The following is a 13,116-nucleotide window of genomic DNA, read 5'->3' on the forward strand; positions in this document are numbered from 1 at the left end:
CCCGCACTGATCCGAGAGGAAACCCGTTTCACATGTCCGACACCAAATCCCCCAACCCGCTGTTCGACCTCGGCGGCTTCGTGCGCAAGGGCGAGGTCACCCCGTCCGGCCAGCAGATCATCCTGCAGGGCGGCCGCCAGGCGGACGTCTTCTACCGCAACCGCTGGTCCTTTGACAAGGTTGTGCGCTCCACCCACGGCGTGAACTGCACCGGCTCGTGCTCCTGGAAGGTCTACGTCAAAGACGGCGTGATCACCTGGGAATCCCAGGCCGTGGACTACCCCACCACCGGGCCCGACTTCCCCGAGTACGAGCCCCGCGGCTGCCCGCGCGGCGCGTCGTTTTCCTGGTACACCTACTCCCCCACGCGCATCCGCTACCCGTACGTGCGCTCCGCGCTGCTGGAGATGTACCGGCAGGAGAAGCAGGCCCACGACGGCGACCCGGTGCTCGCGTGGAAGGCCATCCAGGAGGACGCCCTGAAGCGCCGCGCCTACGTCGGCGCCCGCGGCAAGGGCGGCCTAGTCCGCGTCTCCTACGAGGAGGCCATCGAGATCGCCGCCGCGGCCCACGTGTACACCATCCGCCAGTGGGGCCCGGACCGCATCGCCGGCTTCACCGTGATCCCCGCGATGTCCCAGGTGTCCTACTCCGCCGGCACCCGCTTCCTCGGCCTCATCGGCGGCGCGATGCTGTCCTTCTACGACTGGTACGCGGACCTGCCGCCCGCCTCCCCGCAAACGTTCGGCGACCAGACGGACGTGCCCGAATCGGGTGACTGGTACAACTCCAGCTACCTCATGATGTGGGGCTCGAACATCCCGGTCACCCGCACCCCGGACTCGCACTTCATGACGGAGGTGCGCTACAAGGGCGCGAAGATCGTGGTGGTCGCCCCCGACTACAACGACGCCGCCAAATTCGCCGACGAGTGGGTGCGCATGTCCCCCGGCACCGATGGCGCCCTCGCGTTCGCCATGGGCCACGTCATCCTGAGCAAGTTCCACGTGGCGCAGGCACCCGAGCAGTTCATGGACTACATGCGCTCGTACACCGACGCGCCCTTCCTGGTCGAGCTCGATCAGCTTGCCGACGGCTCCTACTCGCCCGGCAAGTTCCTCACCGCCGACAAACTCGCAGGCGATCCCCTCGCGGAGACCGACAACGCCAACTACCGCCTGCTGAACATGGAGGCGGACGGCACCGTGGTGGACCCGGGCGGCACGCTGGCGGACCACTACAAGACGGACCCCGGCAAGTGGAACCTGAACCACGAGGGCGTGGACCCGGTGATGTCGATCGCGGACACCGGCGAGTACCGCACCGCCGAGATCGCCTTGCCGCGCTTCGACCTGGACGCCTCGCGCGAGGCCATTGACTCCGACGGCCCGATCGGCGCCGGCGTGACCCGCCGCGGCGTGCCGGTGCGCGAGGTGGGCGGCCGCCTGGTTACCACCGTCTACGACATCATGCTCGCCCACTACGGCGTGAACCGGCCGGACCTTCACCTGCCCGGCTCCTGGCCGCGCGACTTCAACGACGCCACGGAGATGGGCACCCCGGCGTGGGCCGAGGAGCTCACCGACGTCCCGGTGGCCCAGATCGAGCGCATCGCCACCGAGTTCGCGCAGAACGCCCTGGATTCGGGCGGCCGCTCCCAGATCATCATGGGCGCCGGCGTGAACCACTACGTCAACGCGGATTCCCACTACCGCACCTTTTTGGCGCTGACCTCCATGTGCGGCACCCAGGGCGTCAACGGCGGCGGCTGGGCGCACTACGTGGGCCAGGAGAAACTGCGCCCGCAGTCCGGCTGGAGCCAGTACGCCTTTGCCAACGACTGGAACCGCCCGCCGCGCCAGATGATCACCACCGGGTTCTACTACCTCACCACCTCCCAGTGGCGCTACGACAACTCGAAGGCGTCGCGCCTGTCCTCGCCGCTGGCCCGCAAGGGGGCGTCGGAAGGCAAGTTCCTCTCGGAGACGCTGGTGGAGGCGATGAAGCGCGGCTGGATGCCGTCCTACCCGCAGTTCAACCGCAACCCGCTCCTGCTCGCCGAGCAGGCGGAGCAGGCCGGCATGGATGTGAAGGACTACATTGTCAACCAGCTCGAAACCGGGCAGATGGAGTTCGCGTGCGAGGACCCGGACGCCCCGGAGAACTGGCCGCGCATCCTGCTGAACTGGCGCACCAACCTGATGGGTTCCTCGGCCAAGGGCACGGAGTACTTCCTGCGCCACATGCTCGGCGTGGACTCGGATGTCTCCGCCGAGGAGCTGCCCGAGGGCGACCGCCCCGCCGCCATCCGCTGGCGCGACGAGGCCCCCGCCGGCAAGTTGGACCTCATGATGACCACGGACTTCCGCAACACGTCCACCACCCTGGTCTCGGACATCGTCTTCCCCGCCGCCACCTGGTACGAGAAGAACGACATATCCACCACCGACATGCACCCGTTCGTGCACACCTTCAACGCGGCGATCAACCCGCCGTGGGAGGCGCGCAGCGACTACGAGATCTTCCGGGACCTCGCCGACGCCGTCTCGCGCCTGTCCGTGAAGTGGCTGGGCAAACAAACCGACGTGGTGGCGGCCCCGCTCAACCACGACTCGCCGGACGAGATCAACCCGGCGATGGCCAACGGCGCGGTGCCGGACGTGGACAAGGTAGGCCTCATCCCGGGCCAGACCATGCCCAAGCTCGTGCCCGTGGAGCGCGACTACACCAAGGTGTTTGAGAAGTGGATGTCCTTCGGCCCGCTCACCGAGAAGGCGGGGACGAATGTGCACGGCACGCCGTTTAACGTCGAAAAGCAAGTGCAAGAGCTCTACGGCATCAACGGCACCGTCAACACCGAAAGCGCCGGCCCGCGGCCGTCGCTGGACACAGCGGTCAAGGCGGCCGAGTCCATCCTGCACCTGTCCGGTGTGACCAACGGCGCCGTGGCCCGCAACGGGTTTGAGAACCTCGGCGAGCTCATGGGCACCGACACCACCGAGATGTGGGAGGGCACCGAGGACTTCCGCCTCGGCTGGGACAAGGTCAAGGAGCGCCCGCAGGAGGTCATCACCTCCCCCGAGTGGTCCGGAGACAAGCGCGACGGGCGCCGCTACACCGCGTTCTCGCTCAACCTGGCCACCGGCAAGCCGTGGAACACCCTATCCGGCCGCATGCACTACTTCATCGACCACGACTGGTTTATCGACTACGGCGAGCAGCTGCCCGTGTTCAAGCCGCCGTTGGACCGCCTGCGCCTCAACGGCGAGGTGCCACCCGGCCAGACCATCCAGGGCGCGAACGGCGACCCGGAGATCACGGTGCGCTACCTCACCCCGCACAACAAGTGGTCGATCCACTCGCAGTACTTCGACAACCTCCACGTGCTGTCCATCTCTCGCGGCGGCCAGGTGGTGTGGATGTCCGAGGCCGACGCAGCGAAGATCGGCGTGAAGGACAACGAGTGGGTGGAGCTCTATAACCGCAACGGCGTGGTGTCCGCGCGCGCGATTGTCACCCACCGCATCCCCGAGGGCACCGTGATCATGAACCACGCCCAGGAGCGCACAGTTGGCACCCCGGTCAACGAGCACACGGGCCGCCGCGGCGGCACGCACAACTCGCTGACCCGCATCACCATCAAGCCGCTCCACGTGGCCGGCGGTTACGGCCACCTGAGCTACTACTTCAACTACATCGGCCCAACGGGCAACAACCGCGACGAAGTCACCCGCGTTCGCCGCCGCTCCCAGGAGGTGCAGTACTAATGCGAGTTATGGCGCAAATCGCCATGGTCATGAACCTGGACAAGTGCATCGGATGCCACACCTGCTCCGTCACCTGTAAGCAGGCGTGGACCAACCGGCAGGGCACCGAGTACATCTGGTTCAACAACGTGGAAACCCGCCCGGGCGTGGGCTACCCGCGCTCCTGGGAGGACCAGGAGAAGTGGAACGGCGGCTGGACGCTGGACGGCAAGGGCCGGCTGAAACCGAAGCAGGGCGGGCGCGTCAAGCGCCTGGCCAGCATCTTCCACAACCCGAACATGCCCTCCATCGAGGACTACTACGAGCCGTGGACCTACGAGTACGAGAAGCTCATGGCCGCGCCCGCGGGCCAGAAGACGCAGCCCACCGCCCCGCCGGTCTCCCAGATCACGGGCAACCCCATCAACAAGGTCTCCTGGTCCTCCAACTGGGACGACAACTTGGGCGGCTCGCCGGAAATTGTTAATGATGACCAGGTGCTCAAGCAGCTGAACATGGAGGTCAAGCGCGAGATTGAGGAGTCCTTCATGTTCTACCTCCCGCGCATTTGCGAGCACTGCCTGAACCCCACCTGCGTGTCCTCCTGCCCCTCGGGCGCGATGTACAAGCGCACCGAGGACGGCATTGTGCTGGTGGACCAGGACGCCTGCCGCGGCTGGCGCATGTGCGTGTCCGGCTGCCCGTACAAGAAGGTCTACTTCAACCACAAGACGGGCAAGGCCGAGAAGTGCACGCTGTGCTACCCGCGTATCGAGGTGGGCCAGCCCACGGTGTGCTCCGAGACGTGCGTGGGCCGCCTGCGCTACCTGGGCGTGCTTTTGTACGACGCGGACCGCGTGGCCGAGGCCGCCTCCACCCCTAACGAGCAGGACCTGTTGGAGGCGCAGAAGTCGCTCTTCCTGGACCCGCGCGATCCGGAGGTGATCCGCGAGGCCACGGCCGCCGGCATCCCGCACAGCTGGATCGACGCCGCGCAGCAGTCCCCGATCTACGACCTCATCTTCACCTACGGCGTGGCCCTGCCGCTGCACCCGGAGTTCCGCACCCTGCCCATGGTCTGGTACATCCCCTCGCTCTCCCCGATCGTGGACCAGGTGACCAAGTCTGGCGCGGACGGCGAGGACCACCGCGTGCTGCTCTCGGCCATTTCCAACATGCGCATCCCGCTGGAGTACCAGGCCGGGTTGTTCACCGCGGGTGACACCGTGCCGGTGGAGCTCGCTTTGCGACGGCTGGCAGCCATGCGCTCCCACATGCGCAACATCAACCTCGGCCTGCCGCAGAACGCCGAAATCGCCTCCGCCGTGGGTATGGACGGCAACGACCTTGAGTCCATGTACCACCTGCTGGCCGTGGCGAAGTACGACGACCGCTACGTCATCCCCTCCGCCTCCCCCGAGACGCCGCGTGGCGTGGCCGAGCTCGACCCCTACGGCGGCGTGGACCCCGCGGCCAGCGGGCTGATGGACAACCTGGGCATGGGCGCGCCCGCCGCCTGCCACGAGGAGGCCGGCAACGCCTCCGCCGGCAAGGTGAGCCTCATGTCCTGGACCGGCGAGCGGCCCGACGCGATGTTCCCCACCAAGCCGCTGGAAACCTACGAGCCGGAGGACCGCCGCAACCCCAGCGGCCACTTCGAGCCGGGCTCGCCCACGCCCGACGTCCCGGCGCCTGGCGCCGCGCAAGGCGGCCCCGGTGCCGCGCCGGAGGGTCGCGGCTCCTCCGGCGCCGCCCGGCGAGAGGGCGAGCAGTGATGCGCGGGCGCGGCGCGGGCCAGGCTGCGCAGTCGGCGCAGGCGGTGCAGTCGGCGCAGGCGGTGCCTACGGTGCCACCGGTGCCGCACACCGAGGAGCAGCGCCGGCTGGCCGCCATGGCGGTGTCGCTGCTGCTGCGCTATCCCGAGGCGCGGAACTGGGCGCTGTTCGGGGACGTCGAGAAGCAATTGCCCCTCCTTCCGCAACCGGTAGCGGCCGCGCTCGGCGAGTTTCTCAAACGAGCCGCGCAGCTGGGCCCGCTGGCGCTGCAGGAGCACTACGTGGAGACCTTCGACCAGCGCCGCCGGTGCTCGCTGAACCTGAGCTACTACGCGGTGGGCGATACCCGGCAGCGCGGTGCGGCGATCCTGGCGTTTCGCCAGCAGCTCGAGGCCCTGGGCGTGGAGGAAACCTCCGAGGAGCTGCCGGACCACCTGTGCGTGGTGCTCGAGGCGCTCGCGCTTGCCGACGCCGCCGTGCACGACCAAGCGCTCGCCATGGTGGCCAGCCACCGCGACGGCATTGAGGTGCTGCGCAACGCGCTTGCCGGCCTGGACTCGCCCTACGAGCGGGTGCTCGCCGCGCTGTGCATGGCGCTGCCCGAGATGGACCCGGAGACCGTGGACCGCTACATCAACCTCATCCGCCAAGGCCCGCCCGCCGAGATGGTGGGGCTGGACACCACCCCGCTGCCGTTCCCCACGGCTGTGCCCCAATACTGACGAAAGGACAACACAATGACCGGTATCCAAGAGTTCTTCTGGGTGGCGTTCCCGTGGCTGGCCATCGCCGCGTTTGTCATCGGCATCATTTGGCGCTGGCGCTACGACCAGATGGGGTGGACCACCCACTCGACCCAGATCTACGAGTCCAAGCTGCTGCGCCTGTCTTCCCCGCTGTTCCACTGGGGCATGATGTTTGTGATCATCGGCCACATTATGGGCTTGGCCTTTCCCAAGTCCTGGACCCGCGCGGTGGGCATTAACGACCACGCCTACCACCTGATTGCCACCATCCCCGGCACCATCGCCGGCATCGCGGTGGTGCTGGGCCTGATCGGGCTGCTGTACCGCCGCGTGGTCAACCGCTCGGTGTTCCTGTCCACGGCGACGTCGGACAAGATCATGTACATCTTCCTCACCGCGGCGATCCTCTCCGGCTTCATCGCCACGGTATCCACCCAGGTCTTCGGCGGCGCGGAGGGCTACGACTACCGGGAGACCATCTCCCCGTGGATCCGCCAGCTGCTGATCTTCAACGCCCACCCGGAGTGGATGGTGGACGTGCCCTGGGAGTTCAAGGTGCACGTGATCGCGGGCTTCACCCTGATTGCCATCTGGCCGTTCACCCGCCTGGTCCACGCGTTCTCCGTGCCGGTGGGCTATTCCACCCGCCCCTACGTGGTGTACCGCTCCCGCGGCCGCGACGTCACGGGCCGCCGCACCGAGGCGCAGTGGGAGCCGATCCGCTCCAACACCCGCCAGGTGAAGAAGGAAGGTATCCGCCGGTAGCGCCCGAGCGGCGCGGGCCCGGAGCTCTCAGCCAGCCACTCCGCGATGCTAGGTTGAACCCATGCGTATCGCCCGATCCCTCGCGGCGGCCGCCGCGGCCGCCCTCGCCTCCGCGGCGCTCGCCGGGTGCTCCCCGCACGAACCCACCACGGACCACGAGGCGACCCCGGACTTCACGGTCTTCGGCGCAGCCTCCACCCGAGTGATCAACGAGGGCTTCCAGGCCCTCTCCCCCAACAACCTCACATTTGTCAACGCCGGGTCCACCGACCTGGTGCAGCAGCTTAAAGACGGCGCCGAGGCGGACGTGCTGATCACCGCGGACCGCCGCTCCATGGATGCCGCCGTGGACGCGGGCGTGGCGCGAGCCCCGCAAGAGGTGGCCTTAAACTCGATGGTCTTGGTGGTGCCCAAGGGCAACCCGGCGGGCATCGAAAGCGTGAATGACGTGCAGCGCGAGGGCGTGAACCTGGTGCTGTGCGACGCCCAGGTGCCCTGCGGCGCCACAGCCCAGGACCTGATCCGGGCCAACAACCTTTCGGTGCAGCCGGTCTCCCTCGAGCACAACGTCACCGACACACTGGGGAAGGTGACCTCGGGCGAGGCGGACGCAGCGTTTGTTTACCGCACCGACGCGCAGGCCGCGGGCGACGCGGTGGAGACCATTGACATCCCGCACGCAGAGGACTACCGCAACGCCATCATGGCCGCCGTGGTCACCTCTACCGCGCGCGACAGCGACGCCTCTCAGCTCGTGGCGCTGCTGCGCAGCGCGGAGATGGCCAAGGTGTGGAGCGAGCACGGCTTCACCCCCGCCGAGGGCTAGCGCCCGCGCCGCCGAAGAAGCATGCGCCACCGCGATCCCGCACACCACCGCGACACCCACCGCGACACCCACCGCGACACCCTGCGCGCCGCCCGAACCCACGCGCCGCCTGCGGTCGCGGCGCTGGCCGCGGTGGCGCTGTTCCTCCTCGCCGCCCCCATCATCGCGCTGGGTGCCCGCGTGCCGTGGGGCGAGCTGGGCGCCATCGCCCAAACCCCGCAGACCCGCGAGCTGCTGCGGGTGACGCTGGCGTCCTCCCTCATCGCCGCCGCCGTGTCGCTGGCGCTGGGCACCCCACTGGCGCTGTGGATGCGCCACGCCCGCTTCGGCGCCCAGCTGGCCCGCTTGCTGGTGCTACTGCCGTTAGCCATGCCGCCCGTGGTGGCGGGGCTGGCGCTCTCCGCCTTCATCGGCCGCCGGGGCCTCGCCGCCCCGCTCCTTGACGCCCTGGGATGGCAGTTCGCCTTCGCGTTCCCCGGGGTGGTGGCCGCCCACGTCTTCGTCACCCTGCCCTTTGTGGTGATCACCCTCGACGCGGCGCTGCGCCAGCTGGACCGGGAGGTGACGGACTCGGCGGCCTCGGTGGGCATCCCGCCCGGCGTGGTGACCAGGCGCGTCGTGATACCCTCCATCGCCCCCGCACTGGCCACCGCCGCCGGCCTGGCCTTCGCCCGCTCGCTCGGCGAGTTCGGCACCACCCTCACTTTCGCCGGCTCTATGCCAGGGGTGACCCGTACCCTGCCGCTCGGTATCTACCTCGAGCGCGAGATCGACCAGCGCGCCGCCTACGGCCTGTCCGCCATCCTGGTGGGGATCGCGGTCGCGGCCCTTGCCGTGTCGCTCCTGCCGGCCATCGCGGCGCGCCGCCGCCGTCCGCGGCCGAAGCCGCGCGCCACCGGCCCTGTCGACGCCGCGGAGCTGCGCCGCCTCACCCGCCCCGCCGCGCCCGCGGAGCCGATCCGCATCGGCGAGACGGTGTTTCCCGCCCACGCCACCACGGCGCTGATCGGCCCGAACGGCGCGGGCAAGTCCACGCTGCTCGGGCGCGTCGCCGGCCGGCTACGTGCCGATGCTCCCGTCGCGCTCGGCGACCGCGTCCTGGACGCCCCTGGCGCCCGCCCCGTGCCCCCGCACCGCCGCGGGGTGGTGCTGCTCACCCAGAACCCGGGCCTGCCGCCCACCACCACCGCGCTCGGCGCCGTCTCAATGGTGTGCGACAGCCCCGCGCCGCCGAGCTCCTGCGCGCCGCGGGGCTCAGCCAGCTTTCCGGCGTCCCCGTCACCGCGCTCTCGGGCGGCCAGGCTGCCCAGGTTGCGCTCGTTCGCGCGCTCGCCGCGCGGCCTAGGGCATTGCTTCTCGACGAACCCCTCGCCCCCCTCGACACCACCTCAGCGCGCCAGTGGCGGGCGCTGCTCGCCGCGGCCGCGGCGGACCGCACCACCGTGATGATCACGCACAACCGCGAGGACGTGGCCGCCCTGTGCGCCCACACCGCGGTGATGGAGCGCGGCGAGGTGGTGGCGCTGCGCCCGACCGCCGCGGAGGCAGCCGACCCGAGCACGGCGTTCTCGGCCCACCTTCTGGCCTAGCCGCCGGCAAACGGCGGGAGCACGTCGACGCGGCTGGCGCCGGCCAGCGGGGTGTCGAGGTCGGCGCGGCGGCCGTCCACCAGGAAGGTGCAGCGGGTGAGCACCTCGCCGAGTGTGAGGCCGGTCTGGGGGGCAGGGTGGCGCAGGGAGGCGTCGGCAAGCAAGAGCCCCAAGGTGGGGTACTCGCCGACCTCCTCCTCGGCGACACCGGCGGCGGCGCGGGCGGCCGCGAAGTAGTGGATGCGCATGTCACTACAGTATCTTCCATGGCCAGAACTCCCGAAGCCCACCTCGCTGCGGTGCGCGAGCTCGTGCCCGCCCTCCCCGCGGAGGCCGTGGTGAGCGCCACGCCCATCGACGCGGCGAAGCGGGGCGCGCGACTTGCCGCCGAGGTGCGAGCGGTGCGGGACTCGCCAGCCTTTGACAACTCGCAGATGGACGGCTACGCGCTCCCGGCCGCCACGGCGGGCACGTACACCACCGGCCCCACCGTGGCGGCGGGCGCGGACCCGGACGCGCTCTACCCGCACGGGCTCGCCGGCCTGGCCGCACCGGTGATGACGGGCGCGAAACTGCCGCGCGGCACCGCCGCCGTGGTGGCGGTGGAAACGTGCCAGCCGGGGACCTTCGTGGCGGACGGCGAGGTGGTGCGCGCCCCCGCGGCCGCGCCAGGGCAGTACATCCGGCGCGCCGGCACCGACATCGCCGCGGGCGAGGTGCTCGCGCCGGCCGGGGTGCGGGTGACGCCGGCGCTGGTGGGGGCGCTGGCGGCGCAGGGCGTGGAGGCGGTGCCCGTGCACCGGGCCGCGCGCATCCTCGTCGTCACCGGCGGCGCGGAGATCGGGCGGCCGGGTGCCGCGGCGATCCCGGACTCGAACGGCCCGGCGCTGGAGGCGCTGGCCGCCCGCCACGGCATCGAGGTGGCCGGCCGGCTGCGCACCGACGACGACCCGGACGCCTTGCGCCGCGCCGCCGCGGAGGCGGTGGAGGTGCTTGCCCCCGACGCGGTGGTGACCTCCGGCGGCATCAGCCACGGCAAGTTCGAGGTGGTGCGCCAGGCATTCCCGCACGGCTGGTACGGCCACGTGGCGCAGCAGCCGGGCGGGCCGCAGGGGCTGAGTAGCTTCCGCGGCGTGCCAGTGATCAGCCTGCCTGGCAACCCGGTATCCACGCTGGTGAGCTTCCGCCTCTACGTCGCGCCCGTGCTTGGCCACGCCCCCGCGCCGGTGTGGGTGCCGCTGGGCGGCGCGGAGCCGGTGGAGGGGTTGGCGGGGCGCGAGCAGTTCCTGCGCGGGCGCGTGGAGGACGGCCTGGCCGTCCCGCTCGGCGGGGCGGGTTCCCACCTGCTGAGCCAGGGCGCCGGGGCGGACTGCCTCATCCGCGTGCCGGCAGGCGCGCGCCTGCGCCCGGGCGAGCTGGCGCTGGTCTACGCCGTGTAGAGCCCTTGTAAGGTGGGCGGGGATGAACACCAGGGAACACACCAAAGAGCACGCAGTAGTCATCGTCGCCTCAACCCGCGCCGCAGCCGGTGAGTACCGGGACCGCTCCGGCGCCGCAGCCGTGGACTTCCTTCGCGGCCAGGGCTTCGAGGTGCCGGACGCCACGGTGGTGCCAGACGCGGAGATCGGCGCCGCGGTGCGCGAGGCCCTCGCCGCGGCGCCGGCCGTGTTGCTCACCTCAGGCGGCACCGGGCTCACTGCCGACGACCTCACTGTGGAGACGGTCGCTCCCCTGCTGGACAAGGAGCTGCCGGGCGTCACGCAGGAGTTCTTCCGCCGCGGGCTGGCCAACACCCCAACCGCCGTGCTCTCGCGCGCAGTGGCGGGGCTCGCCGGCCGCACCTTTGTCATGACGCTGCCCGGCTCCCCGGGCGGGGTGAAGGACGGGTGCGCGGTGCTCGCGGACGTGTTGCCCCACATCGTCGAGCTCACGCGCGGCGCGGGCGATCCGCACCCGGCCGGCGCGCGGCCCGCCCACTCGGACCCCGCCTACGTGGCCGCCCAGACCGGGCAGCTGTTCACTTCCACTGTCACCGACCGCCCCCTCGAGGAGCTCACCGCCGGCGCCGCCCGCGAGGTGATGACGCACGCCATGGGCGCGCTGGTGCGCTTCGACGGCGTGGTGCGCGACCACGACGGCGGCGCGCGCGTCGCCGCCCTGCGCTACGAGGCCCACCCCACCGCCGCCGCCGAGCTGGAGCGCGTGTGCGCCGAGGTTGCCGCCGCGCACCCGGTGCGCCTCGCCGCCTTCCACCGCACCGGCCCCGTGCCCATCGGCGAGCTGGCCTTCGTGGTGCTCGCCGCCGCCGCCCACCGCGGCGACGCCTTCACCGCGTGCCAGCAGGCCGCGGACCGGGTGAAGGCCGAGGTGCCCATTTGGAAGGAGCAGGAGCTGGCTAGCGGCGTCACGCAGTGGGTGGGCATCGATGGATAGGTACGCGCGCCAGGTCACGCTCATCGGCGCCGACGCGCAGGCCCGCATCCGCGGCGCGCGCGTGGGCGTCATCGGCGCCGGCGGGCTCGGCTCGCCGGCCTTGCTCTACCTCGCCGCGGCGGGGGTTGGGAGCATTGTGCTTGTCGACGACGACCAAGTCTCAACCTCAAACCTCCACCGCCAAGTGATCCACTCCAGTGCCTCGGTGGGGGTGGACAAGGCCGCCTCAGCGGCGCAGCGCCTGCGCGACCTCAACCCGGAGGTCCAGGTGATCACCCACGCCCGCCGTCTCACCTGGGACAACGCCCTCGACACCTTCGCCGGGTGCGACGTGATCCTGGACGGCTCGGACAACTTCGACACCCGCCACATCGCCTCCCACGCCGCCGCCCGCCTGGGCGTGCCGCACGTGTGGGCCTCCATCCTGGGCTTCGAGGCGCAGATGTCGGTGTTCTGGGCCGGCCGCGGGCCCGTCTACGAGGACATCTTCCCCGCCCCGCCTCCGCCCGGGTCGGTGCCGTCCTGCGCCCAGGCCGGCGTGCTGGGCCCCCTGGTGGGCGTGGTGGGCTCCGCCATGGCCATGGAGGCGCTGAAGATCATCACCGGTCTCGGCGAGCCCATGGTTGGCCGCCTCGGCTACTACGACTCGCTGGCCGGCACCTGGGAGTACGTGCCGGTGGCGGCGGACAGCGAGGTCCTCGCCAGCGTCCTGCGGGCGGAGCCCCCGCGCGGGCCCGCGGAAGTCACCGAGGTGGCGCCTGGCGCGCTGGTGCTCGACGTTCGCGAGCCCGAGGAGTACGCCGACTTCCACCTGCCGGGTTCCATCAACGTCCCCCTCGGCGAGATCCTCGCCGGCGCCACCCCGCCCGAGCTGGAGAACGGCGCCGTGGTGGTGTGCGCCGGGGGCGTGCGTTCCGCCCAGGCGGTGGCGGCGCTCGAGGCCCGCGGCGTGGCGGGCCTGGCCAGCCTGCGCGGCGGCCTCAACCGCCTGCGGGGCCTGTAGCCCCGTCCCGCCAGCTAGCCTGCCCTGCCCCGCCCCGCGCCCCCCGCGTGACCCATACGTCAGATGTGTATAAGAGCCCGCCCCCGCCCCCGCCCCCCCGCCCCCGCCCCCCGCCCCCCCCCCCCCCCCCCCCCTGCCCCGCCCCGCTCGACGACGCCGCGAGTTGTCTGCTAGCAGCCCGCTAGCAGACAACGCATAATCCGTCGTTATGTCAAGCTGCGACCTGGGGAAAC

At 70.9% G+C, this 13,116-nt stretch carries 10 protein-coding genes and 2 pseudogenes; 11 read left to right on the plus strand and 1 reads right to left on the minus strand.

Annotation, left to right across the window (positions count from 1 at the left end; genetic code table 11):
- Positions 1–32 precede the first annotated feature (32 nt).
- The 8 genes and pseudogenes from BN4252_RS05820 (at position 33) to BN4252_RS11445 (ending at position 9,447) form a co-directional block, all read left to right on the plus strand.
- Positions 33–3,767, plus strand: a complete 3,735-nt coding sequence (locus BN4252_RS05820; protein ID WP_066527468.1) for a nitrate reductase subunit alpha — start codon at positions 33–35, stop codon at positions 3,765–3,767.
- A complete protein-coding gene (gene narH, locus BN4252_RS05825) occupies positions 3,767–5,521 on the plus strand; it encodes a nitrate reductase subunit beta (RefSeq protein ID WP_078056796.1) in 1,755 nt (584 codons plus the stop codon). The genes BN4252_RS05820 and narH overlap by 1 nt, the downstream gene beginning before the upstream one ends.
- The gene (narJ, locus tag BN4252_RS05830) at positions 5,521–6,243 is read left to right on the plus strand and encodes a nitrate reductase molybdenum cofactor assembly chaperone (protein WP_078056797.1); all 723 of its coding nucleotides are present in this window, start codon (positions 5,521–5,523) and stop codon (positions 6,241–6,243) included. Before narH ends, narJ begins: the two co-directional genes overlap by 1 nt.
- A 15-nt stretch (positions 6,244–6,258) precedes the next feature.
- Positions 6,259–7,032 (plus strand): respiratory nitrate reductase subunit gamma, encoded by a 774-nt coding sequence (gene narI / locus BN4252_RS05835; RefSeq protein ID WP_066527470.1) that lies wholly within the window; start codon positions 6,259–6,261, stop codon positions 7,030–7,032.
- A 61-nt stretch (positions 7,033–7,093) separates the two neighbouring features.
- Positions 7,094–7,858, plus strand: coding sequence for a molybdate ABC transporter substrate-binding protein (gene modA / locus BN4252_RS05840; RefSeq protein WP_066527474.1), 765 nt, complete (start codon positions 7,094–7,096; stop codon positions 7,856–7,858).
- Positions 7,859–8,167: 309 nt separating this feature from the next.
- Positions 8,168–8,989 (plus strand): annotated as a pseudogene (locus tag BN4252_RS11440) (ABC transporter permease subunit); the annotation flags it as partial.
- 80 nt (positions 8,990–9,069) lie between these two features.
- Positions 9,070–9,171: pseudogene (locus BN4252_RS11545) on the plus strand (hypothetical protein); the annotation flags it as partial.
- A 132-nt stretch (positions 9,172–9,303) separates the two neighbouring features.
- Complete coding sequence (locus tag BN4252_RS11445; protein ID WP_230208655.1) at positions 9,304–9,447, plus strand: hypothetical protein; 144 nt, start codon at positions 9,304–9,306, stop codon at positions 9,445–9,447.
- Here the strand turns inward: BN4252_RS11445 and BN4252_RS05850 are convergent.
- A complete protein-coding gene (locus BN4252_RS05850) occupies positions 9,444–9,695 on the minus strand; it encodes a MoaD/ThiS family protein (protein WP_066527483.1) in 252 nt (83 codons plus the stop codon). The genes BN4252_RS11445 and BN4252_RS05850 overlap by 4 nt on opposite strands.
- 18 nt (positions 9,696–9,713) lie before the next feature.
- Here BN4252_RS05850 and BN4252_RS05855 point away from each other — a divergent pair, with 18 nt between their 5' ends.
- The 3 genes from BN4252_RS05855 to BN4252_RS05865 are packed head-to-tail and all read left to right on the plus strand — an operon-like array spanning position 9,714 to position 12,883.
- A complete protein-coding gene (locus BN4252_RS05855; protein ID WP_066527488.1) occupies positions 9,714–10,886 on the plus strand; it encodes a molybdopterin molybdotransferase MoeA in 1,173 nt (390 codons plus the stop codon).
- A 22-nt stretch (positions 10,887–10,908) separates the two neighbouring features.
- A complete protein-coding gene (locus tag BN4252_RS11580) occupies positions 10,909–11,880 on the plus strand; it encodes a molybdenum cofactor biosynthesis protein MoaE (protein ID WP_066527495.1) in 972 nt (323 codons plus the stop codon).
- Positions 11,873–12,883: a ThiF family adenylyltransferase gene (locus BN4252_RS05865; RefSeq protein WP_066527498.1), complete on the plus strand. Its 1,011-nt coding sequence runs from the start codon at positions 11,873–11,875 to the stop codon at positions 12,881–12,883. The genes BN4252_RS11580 and BN4252_RS05865 overlap by 8 nt, the downstream gene beginning before the upstream one ends.
- The last annotated feature ends 233 nt before the right edge of the window (positions 12,884–13,116 follow it).

This window comes from Corynebacterium bouchesdurhonense (genome assembly GCF_900078305.2).
GTDB lineage: Bacteria > Actinomycetota > Actinomycetes > Mycobacteriales > Mycobacteriaceae > Corynebacterium > Corynebacterium bouchesdurhonense.